This window comes from Mycobacterium sp. SMC-18, from assembly GCF_045310895.1.
Classification (GTDB): Bacteria; Actinomycetota; Actinomycetes; order Mycobacteriales; family Mycobacteriaceae; genus Mycobacterium.
In genome coordinates, this window is record NZ_JBJIAL010000022.1 from 1 (window position 1) to 21,573 (window position 21,573).

The 21,573-nt window shown below is 67.8% G+C and carries 24 protein-coding genes, 1 tRNA gene and 1 pseudogene; 13 read left to right on the plus strand and 13 right to left on the minus strand.

Annotated features, from left to right (window positions below; translation table 11 throughout):
- Positions 1-240, plus strand: a pseudogene (locus tag ACJH6J_RS18950) (IS256 family transposase); the annotation flags it as partial.
- Positions 241-351: 111 nt separating this feature from the next.
- On the opposite strand, the gene mscL reads toward ACJH6J_RS18950, so the two are convergent.
- The 4 genes from mscL to ACJH6J_RS18970 form a co-directional block, all read right to left on the minus strand.
- Positions 352-720, minus strand: a complete 369-nt coding sequence (gene mscL / locus ACJH6J_RS18955; protein WP_406804372.1) for a large-conductance mechanosensitive channel protein MscL — start codon at positions 718-720, stop codon at positions 352-354.
- Between the two features lie 141 nt (positions 721-861).
- The gene (locus ACJH6J_RS18960) at positions 862-1,527 is read right to left on the minus strand and encodes an SAF domain-containing protein (RefSeq protein ID WP_064859515.1); all 666 of its coding nucleotides are present in this window, start codon (positions 1,525-1,527) and stop codon (positions 862-864) included.
- Positions 1,528-1,590: 63 nt separating this feature from the next.
- On the minus strand, positions 1,591-1,899 hold the full coding sequence (locus ACJH6J_RS18965) for an FmdB family zinc ribbon protein (RefSeq protein WP_406804373.1): 309 nt from the start codon (positions 1,897-1,899) through the stop codon (positions 1,591-1,593).
- 267 nt (positions 1,900-2,166) lie between these two features.
- Positions 2,167-2,739, minus strand: coding sequence for a 5-formyltetrahydrofolate cyclo-ligase (locus ACJH6J_RS18970; RefSeq protein WP_135355208.1), 573 nt, complete (start codon positions 2,737-2,739; stop codon positions 2,167-2,169).
- 159 nt (positions 2,740-2,898) lie between these two features.
- On the opposite strand from ACJH6J_RS18970, the gene ACJH6J_RS18975 reads away from it, so the two are divergent.
- The 5 genes from ACJH6J_RS18975 to ACJH6J_RS18995 all read left to right on the plus strand — a co-directional run bounded on the left by ACJH6J_RS18975 (position 2,899) and on the right by ACJH6J_RS18995 (position 7,298).
- Positions 2,899-3,789 (plus strand): UTP--glucose-1-phosphate uridylyltransferase, encoded by an 891-nt coding sequence (locus tag ACJH6J_RS18975; RefSeq protein WP_020099058.1) that lies wholly within the window; start codon positions 2,899-2,901, stop codon positions 3,787-3,789.
- A gap of 86 nt (positions 3,790-3,875) precedes the next feature.
- Entirely contained in the window at positions 3,876-5,114 is a 1,239-nt protein-coding gene (gene glp / locus ACJH6J_RS18980) for a gephyrin-like molybdotransferase Glp (RefSeq protein WP_135355207.1), read from the plus strand.
- Positions 5,115-5,117: 3 nt separating this feature from the next.
- Positions 5,118-5,771 carry a GNAT family N-acetyltransferase gene (locus tag ACJH6J_RS18985; RefSeq protein ID WP_135355206.1) on the plus strand — a complete coding sequence of 218 codons (654 nt, stop codon included), beginning with the start codon at positions 5,118-5,120 and terminating at the stop codon, positions 5,769-5,771.
- A 194-nt stretch (positions 5,772-5,965) separates the two neighbouring features.
- Positions 5,966-7,174 (plus strand): gephyrin-like molybdotransferase receptor GlpR, encoded by a 1,209-nt coding sequence (gene glpR / locus ACJH6J_RS18990; protein ID WP_406804374.1) that lies wholly within the window; start codon positions 5,966-5,968, stop codon positions 7,172-7,174.
- A gap of 51 nt (positions 7,175-7,225) precedes the next feature.
- Positions 7,226-7,298: transfer RNA gene (locus ACJH6J_RS18995), tRNA-Ala, on the plus strand.
- A gap of 62 nt (positions 7,299-7,360) precedes the next feature.
- Here the strand turns inward: ACJH6J_RS18995 and ACJH6J_RS19000 are convergent.
- Positions 7,361-7,918 (minus strand): TetR/AcrR family transcriptional regulator, encoded by a 558-nt coding sequence (locus ACJH6J_RS19000; RefSeq protein ID WP_064859508.1) that lies wholly within the window; start codon positions 7,916-7,918, stop codon positions 7,361-7,363.
- Positions 7,919-8,135: 217 nt separating this feature from the next.
- Here ACJH6J_RS19000 and ACJH6J_RS19005 point away from each other — a divergent pair, with 217 nt between their 5' ends.
- Positions 8,136-9,431, plus strand: a complete 1,296-nt coding sequence (locus tag ACJH6J_RS19005; RefSeq protein WP_406784518.1) for a cytochrome P450 — start codon at positions 8,136-8,138, stop codon at positions 9,429-9,431.
- Positions 9,432-9,527: 96 nt separating this feature from the next.
- A complete protein-coding gene (hchA, locus tag ACJH6J_RS19010) occupies positions 9,528-10,403 on the plus strand; it encodes a glyoxalase III HchA (protein ID WP_406784519.1) in 876 nt (291 codons plus the stop codon).
- 14 nt (positions 10,404-10,417) lie between these two features.
- On the opposite strand, the gene ACJH6J_RS19015 is transcribed toward hchA, so the two are convergent.
- From ACJH6J_RS19015 to ACJH6J_RS19035, 5 genes are all read right to left on the minus strand, one after another.
- Positions 10,418-11,665: an MgtC/SapB family protein gene (locus ACJH6J_RS19015; protein WP_406784520.1), complete on the minus strand. Its 1,248-nt coding sequence runs from the start codon at positions 11,663-11,665 to the stop codon at positions 10,418-10,420.
- A gap of 14 nt (positions 11,666-11,679) precedes the next feature.
- Positions 11,680-12,477, minus strand: coding sequence for an enoyl-CoA hydratase/isomerase family protein (locus ACJH6J_RS19020; protein ID WP_406784521.1), 798 nt, complete (start codon positions 12,475-12,477; stop codon positions 11,680-11,682).
- An 87-nt stretch (positions 12,478-12,564) separates the two neighbouring features.
- Positions 12,565-13,479, minus strand: a complete 915-nt coding sequence (locus ACJH6J_RS19025) for a lysophospholipid acyltransferase family protein (protein ID WP_293014893.1) — start codon at positions 13,477-13,479, stop codon at positions 12,565-12,567.
- Positions 13,480-13,535: 56 nt separating this feature from the next.
- Positions 13,536-13,898, minus strand: coding sequence for a WhiB family transcriptional regulator (locus ACJH6J_RS19030; RefSeq protein WP_406804375.1), 363 nt, complete (start codon positions 13,896-13,898; stop codon positions 13,536-13,538).
- Entirely contained in the window at positions 13,895-14,146 is a 252-nt protein-coding gene (locus tag ACJH6J_RS19035) for a type B 50S ribosomal protein L31 (protein ID WP_029121474.1), read from the minus strand. The genes ACJH6J_RS19030 and ACJH6J_RS19035 overlap by 4 nt, the downstream gene beginning before the upstream one ends.
- 115 nt (positions 14,147-14,261) lie before the next feature.
- On the opposite strand from ACJH6J_RS19035, the gene ACJH6J_RS19040 reads away from it, so the two are divergent.
- Positions 14,262-15,293, plus strand: coding sequence for a GNAT family N-acetyltransferase (locus ACJH6J_RS19040; protein WP_406804376.1), 1,032 nt, complete (start codon positions 14,262-14,264; stop codon positions 15,291-15,293).
- Positions 15,293-16,129 (plus strand): shikimate 5-dehydrogenase, encoded by an 837-nt coding sequence (locus tag ACJH6J_RS19045; RefSeq protein WP_406804377.1) that lies wholly within the window; start codon positions 15,293-15,295, stop codon positions 16,127-16,129. The genes ACJH6J_RS19040 and ACJH6J_RS19045 overlap by 1 nt, the downstream gene beginning before the upstream one ends.
- A gap of 11 nt (positions 16,130-16,140) precedes the next feature.
- Here ACJH6J_RS19045 and ACJH6J_RS19050 read toward each other — a convergent pair whose 3' ends face one another.
- Positions 16,141-16,833, minus strand: coding sequence for an LpqN/LpqT family lipoprotein (locus tag ACJH6J_RS19050; protein WP_406804378.1), 693 nt, complete (start codon positions 16,831-16,833; stop codon positions 16,141-16,143).
- A 148-nt stretch (positions 16,834-16,981) separates the two neighbouring features.
- On the opposite strand from ACJH6J_RS19050, the gene ACJH6J_RS19055 reads away from it, so the two are divergent.
- Both ACJH6J_RS19055 and ACJH6J_RS19060 read left to right on the plus strand, forming a co-directional pair.
- Positions 16,982-17,656: a DUF5642 family protein gene (locus tag ACJH6J_RS19055; protein WP_406804379.1), complete on the plus strand. Its 675-nt coding sequence runs from the start codon at positions 16,982-16,984 to the stop codon at positions 17,654-17,656.
- A 10-nt stretch (positions 17,657-17,666) separates the two neighbouring features.
- On the plus strand, positions 17,667-18,338 hold the full coding sequence (locus ACJH6J_RS19060) for a DUF5642 family protein (protein WP_406804380.1): 672 nt from the start codon (positions 17,667-17,669) through the stop codon (positions 18,336-18,338).
- Here the strand turns inward: ACJH6J_RS19060 and ACJH6J_RS19065 are convergent, their stop codons facing one another.
- Together ACJH6J_RS19065 and ACJH6J_RS19070 are read right to left on the minus strand one after the other, a co-directional pair.
- Positions 18,339-18,950, minus strand: a complete 612-nt coding sequence (locus ACJH6J_RS19065; RefSeq protein WP_406804381.1) for an alpha-ketoglutarate-dependent dioxygenase AlkB — start codon at positions 18,948-18,950, stop codon at positions 18,339-18,341.
- A 101-nt stretch (positions 18,951-19,051) separates the two neighbouring features.
- Entirely contained in the window at positions 19,052-20,590 is a 1,539-nt protein-coding gene (locus ACJH6J_RS19070) for a dolichyl-phosphate-mannose--protein mannosyltransferase (RefSeq protein ID WP_406804382.1), read from the minus strand.
- 24 nt (positions 20,591-20,614) lie between these two features.
- Here ACJH6J_RS19070 and rsmI point away from each other — a divergent pair, with 24 nt between their 5' ends.
- Positions 20,615-21,472, plus strand: coding sequence for a 16S rRNA (cytidine(1402)-2'-O)-methyltransferase (gene rsmI, locus ACJH6J_RS19075; protein WP_406804383.1), 858 nt, complete (start codon positions 20,615-20,617; stop codon positions 21,470-21,472).
- The last annotated feature ends 101 nt before the right edge of the window (positions 21,473-21,573 follow it).

Consider the following 21,573-nt stretch of genomic DNA (forward strand, 5'->3'; position numbering starts at 1 on the left):
CGTTTGAGAACGAAGGTCACCAAGGGTCCGGGATCGCGGGCCGCTGGATTGGCCATGGCCTACAAGCTGATCGACGCAGCCCAAGCCCGTTGGCGGGCCGTCAACGCCCCACATCTGGTCGCCCTCGTCCGCGCCGGAGCGGTCTTCCACAAAGGCAAACTGCTCGAACGGCCCACCGACATCACCCCACCGACACCACCGTCAGACGGCGATCAACACACCGAAACGGAGGTCGCCTGAAACACCCCGATCCACAGGTATTGACAATTGCTCGGCCCTCGCGGCTTAAGCTCCCTACGTCAGGGTCCAACTTTCGGGGACCACTTCAGGCCGGGGGCTTTGTCGTATCCGCTACTTGTTGCCGAGCAGGTCGCGGATTTCCTTCAGAAGTTCGACTTCCTCCTTGAGTGCATCCTCCTTGACGGCCCGGAACTTGCTATATGGCAGCACGACCACGAAGTAGATGACGGCGGCGACCAGGACGAAGTTGATCGTCGCGCTCAGGACAGCGTTCAGGTCCATGTAGTTGTCGCCGAGCAGGTGGATGCGCAGCACGCCGTACGAATGGTCGCCGCCGGCACCGATGCTGGAGATCAACGGCTGGATCACCTGGTCGGTGAACGCCTTCACCAGCGTGGTGAACGCGGCGCCGATCACGACGGCGACCGCCAGATCGACGATGTTCCCCTGTGCGAGAAACTCTTTGAAGCCCTTAAGCATGACTGCCCTCCCTGTGATACGGCCTGTACCCACGAACGGTAAGACCGACCTGAGCATCGTGCAGGAGTCGGCGGCCGGACGATCGCAACAGATGCGTACTGGTGACGAAATCGAAATCAGCCGTGCGGCAAATTTCGCGGATCAGTGCAGAGTGACGGTGATGGCCCGGTGCAGCGCCGCGCCCGCGACGACATTGGCGCTGTGCCGAGGCAGGGCGACGAGTACGACGCGCTCGTCGTTGCTCGTCGGCGACTTGAGGCGTTCGGACACCAGCACCACGCGGGCGTCGGTGGCGATGACTTCGGCCGGCGTCTGATCGGCGACCGCGCCGGCGTTATCCGGACCGGCAAGGACGTCCACGACGTCTCCGGAGCGCAGCAGATCAGGCAATGCGGCGTCCGCCAGATGCAGCGGGACCATACGGGCATCGGGTCCGGCGGCGGCAGCCGTGAGTCGGGAACCCAGCAGACGCACGTCGGTGATGACCTCACCGCGTCGAGCCGGCGCGGCCAGCGTCGAGCCCACCGCGGCGCTTGATTCGTGCAGCGCGCCGTCGGGAATGCTTGGCGTGGAACGTGATTCGACCACAATGTCGTCAGCGGTCAAGGCCGAGCCGGGGGAGAGATCGTGCGTGGCGACCACCACCGCGACCTGACCCTGCCGGGGGTCCGGGCGAAATTCGATGACGGCGGCCAGGAGCACCAGTAGCCCGGCGGCGACGCGGCGCGCAGCCGTGGTCCTGGCCCAATCGGGCCGTAGTTTCTGTGCCAGCCGGCCGAGCAGTGGTGCGTCGAGCGAATCCCCCATGCCGTAACGGTAGGGATTTCGGTCGGGAAAAACAGGCCGGGATGGTTCCGGCCTGTGGATAACTCAGCTGGACGCGGCAGCGGCCGGTGCGGCCGACTTCGTGCTGCTCGACGAGGAGGAGGACGACGACGAGTCCGACGAGCTGGAGCCCGACTCGCTCTTTGCGGGAGCGGCGGCGGTGCTGGAGCTCTTCGAATGGCGGTTGTCGGTGCGGTAGAAGCCGCTGCCCTTGAAGACCACGCCGACGGAGCCGAACAGCTTGCGCAGCCGGCCGTGGCACTTCGGGCATTCGGTCAGCGCGTCATCGCTGAATGCCTGCACCGCGTCGAACCGGTTGTCGCACTCGGTACACGCGTAGGAATAGGTCGGCACGTAAACCTCCGAGGTCGTCAAACTTGTTAGCACTCTACCGGCTTAAGTGCCAAAACAGCTATTCGGTGCCGGGCATTCCCCGACCGACAGGCCCGGTGGCCTGGTGACGGGGGCAATCACGTCCGGGATGGCGGTGGGACACATAGCATTGTGCGCATGACTCGCATCATGACCAAGGGCGGCTGTGACAACCCGGACTGCACCTGTGAAAACTGCAACTGCGGATCGGGATGTACCTGCGGCAAGGACTGATCGTCTCCCGCAGCTTCAAACTCCCAGCGTGACGAGGCCCGCCCGCGGGGTCAGGGCATGCGTCATCGCGATGTCGTGCGGCTCGGCAGGTAGCGCCGGCAGCAGATCGTCGTCGTACACCACCGCCACGAGCAGCGCGTCCGCCGCGGCCAGCGAGAGCGACCGGTCGTAGAAGCCGGCGCCGCGGCCGAGGCGCACGCCCGCACGGTCGACGGCGAGCGCAGGGACCAGCACCACGCCGGCCTGCCGGATCGCATCGGGCGGCAGATGCGGAACCGCCGGTTCGAGTAGTCCGAAGGACGCCTTCGTGAGATGCCCGGCGCGATACCAGCCCCAGCTCAGCGGGGCGTCGGGGTGCGTCACCGGCAACAACACCCGGGCACCGGCGTCGATCAGGGCGTCCAGCATCGCCGGCGAACCCGGTTCGGTGCCGATCGGGACATACGCGCACACCACGACGCCGGGGCTCACCAATTCGGGCGCCCGTCGCGCCAGCGCTTCGGCGTCCGCCTGCCTCTGCTCCGGCGTCAGGGCCCGCCGTCGATTCAGGATGGCGCTGCGGAGCTCACGCTTTCCCTCAGGGGTCACGGTTACCACCGTGTCATATTTGCTCGCCCGGTGTTGTACACCTGTCCAGGTGACGGCCACTTCGGCGTTGCCGCTGACCCCTGGAAGGTGCACCTTGGTAGGGCAGATCGAGGCATTGCCGTTATCGTGTGAACAATGACGACACAGACTTCAGTGCCGATGCCGCGTACCGCGGTGGTCCCGGCGGCTGGTCTGGGCACGCGTTTCCTGCCTGCCACCAAGACCGTGCCCAAGGAGTTGCTGCCGGTCGTCGACACCCCCGGCATCGAGCTGGTTGCTGCGGAAGCTGCCGACGCCGGCGGCGAGCGACTGGTCATCGTGACCTCGGAGGGCAAGGACGGCGTCGTTGCGCATTTCGTCGAGGACCTCATCCTCGAAGGAACGCTCGAGGCGCGCGGCAAGCACGTGATGCTCGAGAAGGTGCGGCGCGCACCCGCATTGATCAAGGTGGAGTCGGTCGTGCAGGCCGAGCCCCTGGGCCTGGGCCACGCCGTCAGCTGCGTCGAGCCGGTGCTGCTGCCCGACGAGGATGCCATCGCGGTCCTGCTGCCCGACGATCTGGTGCTGCCGACCGGCGTGCTCGAGACCATGGCGAAGGTACGCGCCAAGCGTGGCGGCTCGGTGTTGTGCGCCATCGAGGTGCCCGAGGACGAGATCAGCGCCTACGGCGTGTTCGACGTCGAGACGGTGCCCGACGCGGCCAACCCGAATGTGCTGCGCGTCAAGGGCATGGTGGAGAAGCCGAAAGCCGAGGACGCCCCGTCGCCGTTCGCCGCGGCCGGCCGGTACATCCTCGACCGCGCCATCTTCGACGCGTTGCGGCGCGTGCAGAAGGGTGTCGGCGGCGAGATCCAGTTGACGGACGCCATCGCGCTCCTCATCGAGGACGGCCACCCCGTGCATGTGGTGGTGCACCGCGGGTCCCGACACGACCTGGGAAATCCCGGCGGCTACCTTAAAGCTGCGGTTGACTTTGCGTTGGAACGCGACGACTACGGCCCGGAATTGCGGCGTTGGTTGGTCGAGCGATTGGGTCTTGCCGAGCGCTGAGCGCCTGACACCGGCGGTACGGTTGGCCCGCACGTGCGCGAGCATGTGGTCAGCCACGGTGTGCGAGGTATGCAGAAAGGCGAGCTGTGCGTTCGGTTGAGGACCAGCAGGCCCGGGTTGCGGCTGCGGCGGTGGCACCGCGGCCGGTGCGGGTGGCGATAGCCGAAGCGCAGGGCCTGATGTGCGCCGAAGAGGTGGTCACCGAACGCCCGCTGCCCGGATTCGATCAAGCCGCCATCGACGGCTATGCCGTGCGCAGCGTCGACGTGATGGGCGCGGATTCCGGCGGCGACGCCGACGTCACGCTGCCCGTGGTCTCGACCATCGCCGCGGGCGAACGCACTCCCACCCGCCTGCAGCCGCGGCAGGCCGCGCGGGTGCAGACCGGTGCGCCGATGCCCACGCTCGCCGACGCGGTGCTGCCTCTGCGCTGGACCGACGGCGGCGAATCGCGCGTGCGGGTCCTGCGCGGGGTGCGGTCCGGCGCCTACGTCCGTCGTACCGGGGACGACGTGCAGCCCGGCGACGTCGCGGTGCGTGCCGGCACCATCATCGGGCCGGCCCAGGTCGGACTCCTGGCGGCGGTGGGCCGTGAACGCGTGCTGGTCCACCCGCGGCCGCGGCTGACGGTCATCTCCGTCGGCGGCGAGCTCGTCGACATCTCCCGCACACCCGGCAACGGCCAGGTCTATGACGTCAACTCCTATGCCTTGGCCGCCGCCGGTCGCGACGCCGGCGCCGAGGTGAACCGCGTCGGCATCGTGGATGCCGACCCCAAGACCCTGCGCGACGTGGTCGAGGGCCAGCTGAGCCGGTCGGAAGTCGTGGTGATCGCGGGCGCTGTCGGCGGCGCGGCGGCCGAAGGCGTGCGCACGGTTCTCGCCGAGCTGGGGGAGATGGAGGTCGCCCGGATCGCGATGCACCCCGGATCGGTGCAGGGTTTCGGCACGCTCGGCCGCGACGGCGTCCCGGTTTTCCTGCTGCCTGCGAACCCGGTGAGTGCGCTGGTGGTCTTCGAGGTGATGGTCCGTCCGTTGATCCGGATGTCACTGGGCAAGCGGCAGCCGATGCGGCGCGTGGTGCCGGCCCGGACGTTGTCACCGATCTCATCGGTGGTGGGGCGCAAGGGATTTCTGCGTGGGCAGCTCATGCGTGATCAGGACACCGGCGAATATCTGGTGCAGGCGCTGGGTGGGGCGCCGGGCGCGTCGCACCTGCTGGCCACCCTCGCCGAGGCGAACTGCCTGGTGATCGTGCCCACCGAGGCCGAGCAGATTCGCACGGGCGAATCGGTCGATGTGGCCTTTCTTGCGCAGCGCGGCTGATTCGTGAACCTGTTGCGTTCGAGTGCGATGCATCCGGGCTGGCCGCTGTCGGTCGGCCCGATCCGCGTGCAGGCCGGGGTGGTGCGACTGCGGCCCGTGCGGTTGCGTGACGGTCCGGTGTGGAGCCGGATGCGGCTGACGGACCGCGCTCACCTGGAACCCTGGGAACCCGTCGGTGAGGTGGATTGGACTGCACGCCATGCGGTTTCGTCGTGGCCGGCGCTGTGCTCGGGGTTGCGGGCGGAGGCGCGGCGCGGCCGCATGTTGCCGTACGTCATCGAGCTGGACGGTGAGTTCTGCGGGCAGCTGACCATCGGCAACGTGACACACGGAGCGCTGCGGTCGGCGTGGATCGGCTACTGGGTGGCGCGTCAGTACACCGGCGGCGGGATCGCGACGGCCGCGCTGGCGCTCGGCGTCGACCATGCCTTCGGGCCGGTCGGACTGCACCGGATCGAGGCGACCGTCCGCCCGGAAAACGGTCCGAGCCGGTCGGTGCTGGCACGGGTGGGGTTCCGCGAAGAGGGACTGCTGCAGCGGTATCTGGAAGTCGACGGGGCCTGGCGGGACCATCTGCTGGTCGCCATGACCGTGGAAGAGATGGCGCAGTCGGCGTCATCGGCGCTGGTCAGGGAGGGCCGAGCCACCTGGGTCTGAGGGATTTGTGCACGGTAGTCCGCGGTGGGCGCGGCAAATCGTGCACAAATCGCAAATAGGACTGTGTTGCAGATGTGACATCTGTGACTGATGTGCTTGTAAGTAGCGAATTACAGGTGTGTAATTGACCTTGGCGCGTCGGCTTCGGATGCGCTGGTCACGGACCTAATCTGATGGGGAAAGGAGCCGGCGACATGCCAAGCATCCCCCAATCCCTACTGTGGATATCCCTCGTCGTGTTGTGGTTGTTCGTGCTGGTGCCGATGTTGATCAGCAAGCGCGAGAACGTCCGCCGGACGAGCGATGTCGCATTGGCGACCCGCGTGCTCAACACGCAGGGCAACAGCCGGTTGCGACGCCGCAGTGGACCCGCTTCCGGGCACTACAGCGACCCGCACTGGAAGCAGGACGACGATCTCAGCGCGTTCGAAGAAGACTTCGCGCGCAGCGATGCGACCACCGATTCGATCCCGGTCGCCGACCCGGAGGCTGATGCGCCGCGTTCGGTGGTGCTCGCCGACCAGGTCGTCGTCGAGGAATCGGAGTACCTCGACGTCGAGGTGGTCGAGATGGACTCCGGTGCGCTGCCGATCGGCGCCTCCGGGCGCATGAAAGCCGTTCCCGAGCCCGAAAGCCAGGAACAGCCAACGCTTTTCGACGACATCGCGACGCCGACCATGGCGATCCGGACCATCTCCGAGGCCGACTTCGACCCCGAGGAAGCGCTCACGGACGAGATGGCGGCGGCGCCCGAGGCTGAAGCCCTCTCGGAGGCCGAGCCGACCACCGACGTGCACGAGGCCATCGCGGCGGACGAGGAACCGGCCGCGGAAGCGCCCGAGCCCGAGCCCGAGCCCGCGCCTGCGGCCGAAGCCGAGGACGGCACCGAACACGACTACGAGTACGTCGACGACACGTCAGGCGTCGAAGCGGCCTCCGAAGCCGAGCCGAAGCTGGCCGATTCGATGTCCAAGGCGCGCCGCGTCCGCTACGAGTCGAAGGCCGCCGTCGCGGCCGCCGAACGCAAGTACCGCTTCCGCAGCCGGATGCTGTCCGTGATGGCGCTGGCGATCCTGTTCACCGGCATCGCCGCCTTCGCGCTGTCGCCCGGCATGTGGTGGCTGTGCGGCACGGTCAGCGTCATCTCCGTGCTGTACCTGGCGTACCTGCGCCGCCAGACCCGGATCGAGGAACAGCTGCGGCGCCGGCGCGCCCAGCGGATGATGCGGTCCCGGCACGGCGTCGAGAACACCCAGGACGAGGAGTTCGACGTCGTCCCCTCCCGCCTGCGCCGTCCGGGTGCCGTCGTCCTAGACATCGACGACGAGGATCCGATCTTCGAGCACCTGGAATATGCCCGGATGGCGCGCGACTATGACCTGCCCCGAGCGGCCGGTCAGTAACTCGGTTTTTATGTGGCGGACCGGTACTGGTAGCCTTTGCTTCCGGTACAAGGGGCTATAGCGCAGTTGGTAGCGCGTCTCGTTCGCATCGAGAAGGTCAGGGGTTCGATTCCCCTTAGCTCCACAGAGATTCAGATGGGGTCGGTGTCCACCGGCCCCATTTCTGTTTCCGGACCTGGCGGGAGTTCACTCGCTCAGGCCCAGTGTCACGGACGGCCCGGCGAAGCGCTTCACCAGTTCGTATTCGGCCTGTTTGTCCTTGAGCGGCCAGTACCACAGCGCGAATGTCACGCGGATCAGCCATTGTGCTGCCAGCGGGTCGTGGCGCCCGATCATCTCGTCGGCGAACTTGGCAACCAGAGGTGACGCGGTCACGGCCCCGCTGTCGTGATCGGGCCGGATATCACCCATGATGAGCTTTCCCAGCGGCTCGGCCCGCATGCAGTCCAGCGCGACGACGATGGCAGCCACGACGCGCTCGGTACCTTCCAGGCCGGTGATGGCCTCGCGGATGGAGCCGACGATTCGTTGGGCGAACAGCGATACGAGTCGCTCGAGGATGGCGGCCTTGCCACCGGCGCGGCGGTAGACGGTGGCCGGGGAACAGTGCAGTTCGGCGGCCACCGCTTCGACCGTGAACGCTTCGAAACCCTTGCGGGACACGAGTTCCGACGAGGCCGAGAGAATGCGGGCGAGCGCTTCGGTATTGCGGTCGGTGCCGAGCACCCAGTCATGTTGTGGCATGTGGTGGGGCCTCCTCGCGATAGGAGCAGAATCCGTTCTATCACCTTGAGACGTTCTGCGGTTTCTATCTCAGAGGTATGGGCTGGTCGGGAATCCCCGCGCGCTCGACCACCGGCGCCGTGCTGCTGGTGCGTCTTTCAACTTCGACGAGACGCATTGACCACCTGGGTGGCCGGCACGGACGCTGATCAGGTGGCAACCAGGAAGGTCCGCTGACATGACAGTCGCACAGGCGGTACGTGGCACCACCTCATTGCTGTCCCCGCTGCTGGCCGCCGGCCAGCTGAACGTCGCGGCGGCGGTGCGTGCCCGCCGCCTCGGCTACCGCAGCTGGACCGGCGCCATCAACACCGACTATGACCCGCTGGACCCGCAGACCGCCGCCCATCCGCACGAGGCGTACGCGGCCCTGCATCGGGGTGGGCGAGTGCACTACAGCCCGCAGCGGTCGACGTGGATTCTGCACCGGCTCGACGACGTCCGTGCCGCCCTGCGCGACACCGACCAGGTCACCAGCAGCCAAGGGGTGACGCGGATTCGGATGGTCGCCGACCTCGTCGTGGTGACCGACGGCGAGCAGCACAGCCGGCTGCGCAAGCAGGTGCAGCCGGCGTTCACCAAAGGCGCGCTGGACAGTTGGCGCGCCACCATCGATGGGCTCGCCGCGGATCTCGTCGGCGATCTCATCGCCGACCCGGGTGCGGACGCCGTACAGCGACTGACGGTCCCGCTGCCGCTGCGGGTCATCGCCGCGCTGCTCGGCGTCCCCGAGCGTGACATCGCCGAGTTCCGCCGATGGTCCGACGAGAGCACCCGGCTCATCAACTTCACCCCGACCGTCCCCGGTCTCGTCGACGCCGCGAAGTCGATGCGTGCCGCAATGGCGTTGCGCCGGTACTTCTTACGGCATCTGGCGGCAGGAGAGCTGAAGGGCTCGGACACGGTGCTGGGGCGGCTGCTCGCCCACAGCTCCGACGGCGCGTTGTCGGACGAGGCGCTGTTCCAGATCGCCATCCTGCTGCTGATCGCCGGCAACGAGACGACCACCAATCTGCTGGGCGGGATGCTCCACACCTATGCGCTGCACCCGGATCAGTACGACATGATCCGGGAGAACCCGGACCTGATCCCGCAGGCCATAGAGGAACATATCCGGTACACCAGTCCCATTCAGAACCTCTACCGCTACACCCGCGCGCCCTACCGGGTCGGCGACGTCACCATTCCGACGGGTTCACGCGTCCTCCTGTCGTTCGGCGCCGCGAACCGCGATCCGCTCGCATTCGATGACCCCGACGTTTTCCGCACGGACCGCAACCCACGGACCCATGTCGGTTTCGGCTTCGGGGCGCACCTGTGTCTGGGCGCGCCGCTGGCGCGGATGGAAGCGCATGCCGTCCTGCGTGAGCTCGTCAACCGCGTTTCGAGAGTGGCCATCACCGGACCGCCGACATGGTCCACCAACAGTTCGCTGCGCGGACCCACGCGACTTCCGGTCGTGCTTCACCCCTGACGCACTCCTTCGCCGAGATTTCGACGGTTCCGTGATCGCCGGGAAGTTCGTAGGCTGGCCTTGTCGTCGCAATTCCCGCCAAGGTCAGGACGTCTCGTGAGCGAATCCGAACTGAGCAAGTCCCCGACACCCGATCCGGCCGAGGACAACGCCTTCTTTCCCTCGGCGTACTCGTTGAGCCAATACACCTCGGACAGAACAGATTTCGGCGGCGTCAAACATGCCGGCGCCTATGCCGGCGGCCGGTGGAAGATTCTGATGATCGCCACCGACGAGCGCTATCTGCTGATGGACAACGGCACCATGTTCTCCACCGGGAACCACCCCGTGGAGATGCTGCTGCCGCTGCATCACCTGATGGCCGCGGGCTTCGACGTCGACGTCGCCACCATCACCGGAAACCCGGCGAAGCTGGAGCTGTGGGCGATGCCGGGCAAGGACGACGCCGTGCAGCAGACCTATGCCGACCTCAAGCCCAAACTCAAGGAGCCGCTGAATCTTCGTGAGGTGATCGTCGACAGGCTGGGACCCGATTCCGACTATCTGGCGGTATTCATCCCGGGTGGCCACGGCGCCGAGGTCGGTATCCCGTTCAGCCCCGAGGTCGGTCAGGTACTCAATTGGGCACTCGAGAACGACAGGTTCGTCATCACGCTGTGTCACGGTCCGGCCTGCCTGCTGGCGGCCGCGATCGGCAAGACGGAGTCACCGTTCAAGGGCTACCGCATCTGCGTTTTTCCCGATGCGCTCGACAAGGGGCCCAACAAGGAGATGGGTTACATACCCGGCGGGCTGCGGCTCTTCATCGGGGAGGCGCTGGAGGATCAGGGTCTCAAGGTCGTCAACGACCAGATGACCGGTCAGGTCCATCAGGACCGGCGGCTGCTCACCGGCGACAGTCCGCTGGCCTCGAACAACCTTGGTCTGCTCGCCGCGGACGCGTTGGTCGAGGCGGTGACTGCCGAGGCGTAGCCGCTGGTGACGGGCTACGTCATCGTCACGGCCAGGACAACGCCGAAAACCACGGCGGGTGCGGTCATCCCGGCGAGAAACCGGAGCCCGAACCGGCGACCGCCGGCCGTGAATGCCAGCACGGTCTTCACGATCAGGTTGGAGCCGAGTGCGGCCGCTATCGCGAGCAGCGCGGTGTCGACGGTGATATCGCCCTTGGCGGCGAGGCTGGCGGCGGCGACGGAACCGGCGTGCGCGTCGGCCAGACCCGCGGCGAACGCGGCGAGCACGGTGCCGCCGGCACCGAGCACGTCCGCGCCCCACCGCCCGACAAGCAGCGCGAGGGTGAGCACCGCGGCCAGGATCAACGCCGGACGTAGGGCGAACGGTCGGCTTGCGGCTTTCGCGCCGGTGTCCTGCTCTGGTGACGGATTGTCCTCGGCGAGACCGGCTCCGCGGTAGACGACCCCGGCGATCACCACCAGCACCAACGCGCCGGCGGCCACGGGTGGCCACAGGCGCTGGAGGACGTGGGAGTCGACCACGCCGATCACGATCAGCAGCTGGACGAAGGTGGCCAGGCTGGCCAGCAGAGCGCTGGCCAGGGGCGCACGCACGCTCGGTGTCGTGCGGCTGAGCCGGGCCATGGACGCCGTCGTCGCGGTCGCCGAGACGAAGCCGCCGGCGATAACGGTGATCAGCAGGCCGCGTTCCGGGCCGAGCGCACGAACCCCGATGTAGCCCACCCACCCGATGCCGGTGAGCAGGACGACGAGGAGCCAGACCTTCTCCGGATTCAGAATGCCGTACGGCCCCAGTCCGCGATCCGGCAGCAGCGGCAGGATCACGAACGCGACGACCAGAAACTTGATCGCGTCTTCCAGCTCGACCTCGGTCATGATGTCGCGGGCGAACCGGTGGATGCGGTTCTTCGAGACGAGCAGGCCCGCGACGACGACCGCGAGGGCCACCGCGAGTGCCGGACGCGAATAGGCAAGGGCGCCAAGGAGATATGCGACGAGTGCGGCTGTCGCGGTAGTCGTTCCCGAATCTTCCGCGCTGGTCCGGAGATAGGCCAGGGCGATGAGCGCGCCGACAGCCAGAAATCCGGCGACGACAGCCCACTGACTGAAACCGGCCGCGATCGCGCCGGCCAGCGATAGCAGCGCGAACGAACGGGAGCCGGCCGGGAGCTTGCGGGCATGGCTACGTTCGCGCTCCAGGCCGAGCAACAGCCCGATGGCGAGGGCGACGAGGAAGGGTTCGATCTGTTGCCAGGTCATTTCGGTCGCCGCGCCTACTGCGCCGACGGAAACCGGGGCGGCCGCTTCTCGCGCAGCGCCGTATACCCCTCGACCACGTCCGGCCCGAGGAACGTCAACATCTCGTAGGCGGCGGACTGGTCGAAGATCGGGCCGGCGTGGCGCAGCCAGTTGTTGAGTGCGCGCTTGGTGAGCCGGATCGCCTGCTGGGCGCCGGTGGCCAGCACGTCGGCCACCCGGAGCGCTTCGTCCAGAACCTGTTCGCGGGGAAGGGCTTTGGCGACCATGCCGATGCGCTCGGCTTCGACGCCGTCGATCATCTCACCTGTCATCAGGTAGTACTTGGCCTTGGCGGTCCCGGCCAGCAACGGCCAGATGATCGCGGCGTGATCGCCCGCGGCGACACCGAGTTTGACGTGGCCATCGCCGATCCTGGCGTCCTCGGCGATGATTGCCACATCGGCCAGCAGCGCGGCCACGGCACCCGCGCCGACCGCGACGCCGTTGATGGCCGACACGATCGGCTTGTCGCAGTTGATCATGTTGTAGACGAGGTCGCTCATCTCGCCGAGCATGTGCGAGACGCGGTCGTAGTCACCCGCCATGCGTTCGACCATGGCCAGATCTCCGCCGGCGCTGAAAGCCTTTCCCGCGCCGGTGATGACGGCCACCCGGGTGTCCGGATCGGCCGCGACGTCCTTCCAGATGTTGGCCAGCTCGGCATGCATGCCCTCGTCGGCGGCGTTGTACTTCTCCGGCCGGTCGAGGGTGATCAGCAGGACGCCGTTGTCGTGGCGCGTCAGGGACAACTGCTGGTAGTCGATGAATGCCATCTCGCGAAGCCTTTCTGCCGCATGCGGGTGCATGAAGCGCTGCGCCCGACGGCAACCCACGTTACGGTCTCCCGACCGCCGCCGTGGTCAGCCCACGCGGATGGCAGCCTCGGGTGGCTGAGCGGCCCGGGACCAGGCCAGGGGATTCAGGCCGCGGTACGGATCGCGGGCCCGGACTTCCTGGAGGTCGGACAAGATCTGTTCCAGCGCTTGCTGAGTCGCGGACTTGACGGTTTCGACCCACCGGGCGTGGTCGGTCGTGCCGGACGGCGCCGTGGTGCTGATCGGCGCGCCGAACTCCAGGTACATACGCTGCGGACGGGGGATCAGCGTCGGGCCGATGCCGCGCACCAGCGGCATCGCCATGTCGGACCGTCCGCCCAACCGCTCGCCGATGGACTGGCTCAGCCGGCCCAGTGTGCTGTCGCGCTGGAAGAGGGGCTCGTAGACGTCGTCGCTGCCGACCAGTCCGACCGGCACGATCGGGTAGCCGTTCTCGATGGCGACGCGGGCGAAACCGCTTCGCCCGTCCCATTTCAGCTGGTATTCCTCGCCCTTGAACTTGGGCATCTCGCGTCCGCCGCCAGGGAAGACCAGAACGGTCTCGTTGTGCCGCATCAGTTCTCGCGCCGTGTCGGGGTGGCCGACCACGCCGCCGTACGCGGCGACCAGGTCACCGCCGAAGCCCTTGGCCTGTGCCAGGCCGCGCTCGGCGAGCGGGCGCACCTGCACTCCGAGCTCGCGGCGGGTGTAATACGGCATCAGCAGGATCTCGGCGAAGCCGAACGCGGTGTGGTTGCCCACCAGCAGGAAACGGCCGTCGCGCGGCAGCCGGTCGAGGCCGGTGACGTACGGTCGATACAGGTCGATCAACGGTTCGAGGGCATCGCCGGTCGCGTCCAACACATTTCGCAGGGTTCGGACGCGTTGCGGCGGTTCCATGATGGCAGTGATCTCGTCGTCGGTGACGGTCGGCCGGCCTTGTGGCGGTCCGAATCCCATCGGTGCTCCCGTCGGTGTCGTGGTGTTGACACCAAGGTACCGAGAGTTTTGATAGATCAGCTAATAAAAGGCTGTGAACTTCGTATCGCAGCCCGCTCCTTCGGGGTCGTGGCGCCCCAGATGCCGTAGGGCTCATCTGCTTCCATGGCGTGGCCGAGGCAGTCGCGCAGCACCGGGCAGTGGTGGCAGATCTGTTTGGCGTGTTCTTCGTGCGCGACCCGGCGGGCGCCGCGATCATCATCGCCGGTGTAGAAGACCTCGGCCGGCAACCCACGGCAACGGGCATGCAGTTGCCAGTCCCAGGCCGCGGTGGTCGCCGCACCCCGGGTGTGGGACCCGGGCCGCGGCCGATGCCGGGTGATACGCGGCGGGGAGATGAATGAGTCGGTGTGGCAAGGGGATACCCGCGCCAAGGTCATCGACCGTACTTGCGGTTGAACTTCTCGACGCGACCCGCGGTGTCCAGAATCTGCCGCTTGCCGGTCCATACCGGGTGGGAATCTGAGGTGACGTCGACCACGATCAGTGGGTACGTGCGAACGCCGTCGGCGGTCTGCCATTCGATGGTCCGGGAGCTCGTGGCGGTGGAGCGGGTCAGGAACGTGCGTCCGGTGGTGGCGTCCTGGAAGACGACGGGGTGGTAGTCGGGGTGGATGCCGGCCTTCATGGGAACCTCCGTCAGTTAAGTGAAAATCGTTTTCATTAACGCGCGGCCGACGATACCCGACACCGGAGAGCTTGTCGAAAATTGTTTTCAATAGGGGGAGTCCCAACGGCACCACATGCCGTGCCGTCCGCCGGTAACGTTTCCTTCCGTGCCGGAAGCGACGACGGATGAACTGGCCTCGTTGGGGTTCTTCGCGAGCTGCCGTCGGGAGGACCTCGACCGGCTGGCGCCCCTGCTGAGGCCGCTGACCGCCGAACCGGGCAAGGTGCTGATGACGCAGGGCGAAGTTGCGTCGTCGTTCATCCTGATCAGCGCCGGCAGCGTCCGGGTGACGCATGCCGCCCCCGACGGCGAACTCATCGTCCACGACATCGGCCCGGGCCTGATCGTCGGTGAGATCGCCCTGTTGCGGGGTGGCACGCGCAACGCCACCGTGCTGGTCACCGAACCGCTGACCGGGTGGGTCGGTGGGCACGACGCGCTGACCGCGATGCTCGACGTGCCCTGTATGGCCGAGCGGCTGGTGCGCACGGCGCGGCAGCGGCTCGCGGAGTTCATCACGCCGCTCCCGGTGAAGCTGAGCGACGGCAGCCAGATGTACCTGCGGCCCGTGCTGCCCGGCGACAACCCGCGCGTGCGCCAGGGACCCGTCCGTTTCTCGACCGAGACCATCTATCGCCGGTTCCAGACGGCCTACCAGCCCAGCCCCGCGCTGATGGCCTACCTCTTCGAGGTCGACTACGTCGACCACTTCGTGTGGGTGCTGACCGACGGCATCGACGGACCCGACGGGCCGATGGTCGCCGACGCCAGATTCGTTCGGCTGCACGAGAATCCGACGGTCGCCGAGGTTGCCTTCATGGTCGGTGACGACTATCAGGGCCGGGGCATCGGTACCTTCCTGATGGACGCGCTGGTGCCGGCCGCGCGGGGCTCCGGCATCGAGCGGTTCGCGGCGCGGGTGCTGTCCGACAACTTTCCGATGCGCAAGATCCTGGAGCACTACGGTGCCACCTGGGAGCGCGACGACCGCAACATGATCGTCACCGAATTCGACGTCCCGAAACCCGGCCAATTGTCGTTGTCGCCCAAGCAGTATCAAGAGATCCACACCCTGGCGCAGCAAGTGATCAAGGCGGTCGGCTGATGGCGGAATCGTTGTACTCCCGGCGTCCGCTGCTGAACAAGGACACCGCGGTGTGCATCTCGCTGGCTGCCCGGCCCAGCAACATCGGCACGCGCTTTCACAACTACCTCTACGACGAGCTGGGCCTGGATTTCGTCTACAAGGCCTTCACCACGACCGACATCGCCGCGGCGATCGGCGGCGTCCGGGCCCTGGGCATCCGCGGCTGCTCGGTGTCCATGCCGTTCAAAGAAGACGTCATCGCGCTCGTCGACGAGCTGGAAGAGTCGGCGCGCGTGATCAATTCGGTCAACACGATCGTCAATGACGCGGGCCGGCTGACGGCCTGCAACACCGACTACCTCGCCATCGCCCGGCTCATCGACGAGCACGGCCTCGATCCGGGCGCGTCGCTGCTCATCCGCGGCAGCGGCGGCATGGCCAGCGCGGTGGCGGCAGCGTTCCGGGACAAGGGATTCGAGGCGGGCACCATCGTCGCACGCAACCCTGAGACCGGCGGCCGGCTGGCCGACCGGCTGGGGTACCGCTACACGGCCGACGCGTCAGGTGGCGCGGACATCGTCGTCAACGTCACCCCCATCGGGATGGCTGGTGGCGCCGAAGCCGACGACCTGTCGTTCGCGCCGGAGGTTGTTGCCAAGGCGCGCAACGTTTTCGACGTGGTGGCCCTGCCATCGGAAACGCCGCTGGTGCGCGCGGCGCGCGCGGCCGGGATCCCGGTGATCACCGGCGCCGAGGTCATCGCCCTGCAGGCCGCCGAACAGTTCGAACGGTACACCGGGGTCCGGCCGACGGCCGAGCAGGTGGCCGCGGCATCGGCGTTCTCCCGCGCCTGAGTTCAGGCCCGTCAGGGCACGGTGATCTTCAGCGATTTGTCGATCGACGACGTCGCATCCATCAGCGGCGCGATGGTCTCCTTGGTGCCGCTGGCGTTGATCTGCAGCACGATCACGCCGTCCTTGGTCGGGATGGCCGCCGTCTTCTGTGCCATCAGCCGGTCCTTGCCGTCCTGGCTGTACATGCCGCCGACCTGACACGCCTTGAACCCCGCGAGCGTCGCCTCGCAGTTGGTGCCGGCGTCCTGCCAGTTGTGCAGGTTCTGCAGCTCGCCGGGTGCGTACTGCAGTACCTCGTCGGCATTGGCGCCGGGCAACTTCGAGATCAGCACGATGATGGTCGGCGGGTCGGCCTTCATCGCCGGGTCGTCGAATTTGCTTGCGCTCCAGGCCCATTTCGGTGTCAGCGGACCGGCGTCCACCCAGCCCTGGGGGAGCGGCATGGTCAGCGTCGGGGCGCCGGGATCGCCGGGGTGCAGCTGCTGCTCGGTGATGTTCTTCTCGTGCAGGTAGTCCCGGATGGTCTTCTTCGGAACCGCCGGTGCGCTGGGTGCCGCAGAAGTCGGTGCGGCCGCCGCGCTGGTGCTCGCGGCACTGCTGGACGTCGACGACGGCGCCGGTTTCGAGTCCGAGTTGCAGGCACTCGCGCCCAGCGCAGTCACAGTCACGGCCAGCGCAACGCCGGCAACCCTCATCGGCAACATTTCCGTCTCCTGTCGTCGGTTGCAGACTACGGGGCGGACGAAGCCGGATGCGCGAGCTTGCGGTGGAACGTCGTGTCCGCAAAAGTTGCATCGGCGTGGCGCCGGACATCGGCCGGGGTCGACGCGTTCGCCGTGCTATCAACAGCAAATGCGCGTACTCGCGTGGTCGGCAGCGGTGCTGCTGTGTGCGGCGTGTGGGTCGACGACCCCGCCCACGCGGCCGACCACCCCGGCGGCCGCGAAACCCGCCGACCCGGCCGCGATCGGCCGAATGCGCCAACACCTGCCCAAGGATCTGCAGGGCTACGAGTTCGCTGCGTTGCCGGCACCGGCCGCCCCGACGACGTTCTGGGGCATGTCCGCCGGGTCGGCGGCCGACCCACCGGACTGCGCGGTCCTGGTGGCCGCGCCGGCAGACGGCGTGCGGGGCTGGTCGGCATCGGGACCCGGCGGCATCGTGTACGCGACCGCGGCGCCGGCCGTCGCGCCGGCGCGCGAGCTCGTCGGCGACTGCCACGCCTGGTCGTTGAGCGCCGGCCGTGCGCACGCGGCCGTCGACCTCGTCGACGCTCCGCAGATCGCCGACGCCAAGACGCTGGGCCTGACGGCGCACATCACCACCAGCGTCGAGAACGGTGCGCAAACCCATTCGCAGGCAACGACTCTGATCGCGTACGTCGACGCGCTGGCGGTTTCGGTCACCATGGTGACCGACCCGGGGGCCGTCACGCCGCCGTTGCCCGCCGAGCTCCCGGCGACATTGTTGGACGCGGCGGTGCGGTCGGTGCGGGGCATCCCGGCCGCAGACGGATTGGCCCGGTAGATTCGCCACAATGCGCAGAACGGTGCTCGCGGTGGCCGGCCGGGTCGGTGTGGTCGGTCTGGTGGCGGCATGCACGTCCCACTCCCCGGCGGTGGTCGCTGACCCCGACATCACCAAAATCCTTGATCTGAAGGGCACTTTCGGGCCGGACTACCAGGTCAAGACGGTCGCGCCGACAGGCATCGACCCGCGCGCGTTCGCCCCGCAGACGCTGCCGCCGGGCCTGAAATTCGAGCCGCCGGACTGCGCGAAATTCGCCTCCGGCATGGCCGTCTCCCCAGGTGCCAAGGGCAACATGACCGCCGTCACCGCCGAAGGGCAGGGCAACCGGTACGTCATCTTGGCGGTCGAGACGTCCGAACCGATCGCGCCGGCCGATCCCGGTGACGGCTGCAAGAAGGTCGCCTTCTCCGGCGCCGGGGTGCGGGGCCTGGTCGAAGAGGTGCCGGCCCCGCCCATCGACGAGGTGAAGACGCTGGGTACCCACCGCATCCTCGAGACGATGGCGGGCGGCAAGCCGGCCTCCGGCCAGCTGTACAACTACGTCGCCGGTTTCGGCAGATTCCTGGTGATCGTCACCGCCAACTCGCTCGTCGCGCCGGACAAACCCGTCGTGCCGGTGAACACCCAGAAGGCGACGGAGCTGCTGACCAAGTCGGTCGCCGCGGTACGCGGGCAGTAACTACCGCACGTTGCGCGGCCGGAACTGAATGCTGATCCGCGGCCCTGTGGGCCGTGCGGTCTTGGGCACCGCGTGCTCCCAGGTGCGCTGGCAGGACCCGCCCATCACCAGCAGGTCGCCGTGGACCTGGGGCAGCCGGACGCTGGTGCGTCTGCCGTCTGCGCCCGCGTTGCGGGGACGCAGCGCGAAAACCCTTGTCGCCCCGAGGCTCAGCACCGCGACCATGGTGTCCTCGGTGCTGCTGCGCCCGATGGTGTCGCCGTGCCATGCGACGCTGTCATTGCCGTCGCGGTACAAGCACAGGCCCACCGTGGTGAACGGCTCGCCGAGTTCGTGGGCGTAGGCGTCGTTGAGGCGCACCCGCAGCCGCGCCAGCCCGGGATGCGGCGCCCGTTCCTGCGCGAGGTCATGGAAGCTGACGAGCCGCGGCACGTCGAGCACCTTGTCGTACATCTGGCGCTGCTCGGCGCGCCAGGGAATCGCCGTCAGCAGCTCGTCGAAAAGCGTGTCGGCGCCCGTCAGCCAGCCGGCGCGGACGTCGACCCAGGCGCCGTCGCCGAGCCAGCGCCGTTCGGCATGGTCGAACAGCGAACCCTGAACCGCCAAGGACACCCCGCGATCCTATCGCACAGGCGTTCGATGTGTCGGAACCGTTCCGTTGACTCCGCGGTGGCGGCGTTCGCCACTCGCACTCTTGCGCTCTAGACGCAGGATCAACGCCAGGAGGGCAGCACGATCTCCATGTTCCAGGTCGACGGCGAGATCGGCAGACCCGTCAGGATCGGGTACATCCAGGCGAAGTTGGTGATCACCAGTGCCACGTAGAAGCACACGACCAGCAGCCCGAGCGTTCGTCGTTCCGGTTCCGTCGATCTCGGATACAGGATGTCGCCGAGGATCAGGGTGATCAGGATGATCAGGAACGGCGCCATGGGCGTCGCGTAGAAGAAGTACATCTGCCGGTCGATGTCGGCGAACCACGGCAGGTATCCCGCGGCGTAGCCGGTCAGCGCGGCGGCGTACCGCCAGTCGCGTTTGACGAACGTCCGCCACACCGCCCAGGCGAGCACCGGCACCGCGATGAACCACATCGCCGGCGTACCGGCCAGCATGACGGCCTTGACGCACGACTGCGCGCCGCAGCCCGGCACGTTGTTGTTGTCGATGGCGTACAGCACCGGCCGCAGCGACATTGGCCACGTCCAGGGCTTGGATTCCCACGGGTGGTGATTGCCCGCGGCGTTGGTCAGGCCGGAATGGAAGCGGTAGACGTCGTGCGTGTAGTACCAGAGCGAGCGCAGCGTCGCGAACGGCCCGTCGCCGATGTTCCGGCCTTCCATGTGCCGGTCGATCGCGGTCTCCGAGGCGAACCACGGGGCATACGACGCCAGGTACACACCCACCGGGATCAGCGTCAGCGCCCACATCCCCGGCACGACGTCGCGGCGCAGCGTTCCCACCCAGGGCCGCTGCACGCGGTACGCCCGCCGGGCCGCAATGTCGAACGCGACCGTCATCAGGCCGAAGAACACCATGTAATACAGGCCCGACCACTTGACCGCGAGCGCGAGCCCCAACAGCACGCCGGCGCCGAACCGCCACCACCGCACGCCGAGCCGCGGGCCCCACGGTGTCTCGGTGATCCGGCCTTCGGTCATCGCGACGTGCATCCGGGCGCGTACCTGGTCGCGGTCCACGATGAGGGCGCCGAACGCCGCCACGATGAATACGGCCTGATAGACGTCGAGCAGCGCGGTGCGGGCCGAGACGAAGCTGACGCCGTCGGCGATGATCAGCAGCCCGGCGATGCCGCCCAGCAGCGTCGAGCGCGTCATGCGCCGCACGATCCGCGCCACCAGCAGCACCAGGATGACGCCGCACACCGCGCCGGAGAACCGCCAGCCGACGCCGTTGTATCCGAAGATCCATTCGCCGATGGCCATCAGCTGTTTGGCGACCGGCGGGTGCACCACCAGGCCGTAGCCGGGGTTGTCCTCGACGCCGTTGTTGTGCAGCACCTGCCAGGCCTGCGGCGCGTAATGCTTCTCGTCGAAGATCGGGGTGCCCGCGTCGGTCGGCGAGCCCAGGTTCAGGAACCGGGTGATGACGGCCAGCGCGGTGATCACCGCGGTCATGGTCCAGCCACGCAGCCGGTCGGTCGGGCCGAAATCGGCGGCAGGCGTCAGTGGCGCCGGACTGATCACGGGGACCTCGCGCTCGGCGTCGGAGGCGTCGAGGGCGGGGGCGGTCACGTCAGCGAGCTTAGGCTGTCCCGTGTGACATCAGCACTTGGTCCGCTCGCTGGCGCTGGTCGGCTGCTGCTCGCGGCGACTCCATTGGGCCAGCCCGGTGACGCCTCGGCCCGCCTCATCGAGGCGCTCGGCACCGCCGATGTGATCGCCGCCGAGGACACCCGGCGGGTGCGCGCGCTGGCCGCGTCGCTGGATGTCCGGCCCGCCGGGCGCGTCGTCAGTTTCTTCGACCAGAACGAGGCATCCCGGGTCGCGGGGCTCGTCGAATCGATTGCCGCGGGGGAGACCGTGCTGGTGGTCAGCGACGCCGGCATGCCGCTGATCAGCGATCCGGGGTACCGACTGGTGGCGGCGTGCGCCGAGGCCGGGTTGCCGGTGTCGTGTCTGCCAGGCCCGTCGGCGGTGACGACGGCGCTGGCGGTGTCCGGACTGGCGTCGGACCGGTTCTGCTTCGAGGGTTTCGCGCCGCGCAAGGGCCGGGCGGCGTGGCTGGCCGGCTTCGCGACCGAGCGCCGGACGTGTGTGTTCTTCGAGTCACCGCGCCGACTGGCCGAGACGCTGGCCGATGCGGTGACCGTGCTGGGGCCGGACCGGCGCGCGGTGGTGTGCCGTGAGCTGACCAAGACCCACGAGGAGATTCGCCGGGGCAGCCTCGCGGAACTGGCCGAGTGGGCCGCCGACGGCGTGCTCGGCGAGATCACCGTGGTGCTGGCGGGGGCGACGCCGGTGGCGGACATCGACAGTTTGGTCGCGCTGGTTCAGGAACTGGTCGACGACGGCGCGCGCGTCAAAGATGCCTGCGCGCAAGTGATCGCCGAGAACCCCGGCGCGCCGTCCCGGCGCGAGCTCTACGACGCGGTCCTGAAGGCCCGTGAGACATAAAAGTGTTGAAAAAGGCTCCGCTGACGTTTTCTGTGGGTCGACTGTCCGGCCGGTGCGGGCCTGGGATGCGCCACGCGGGCGATCGCCTGCGATGCTTCGCA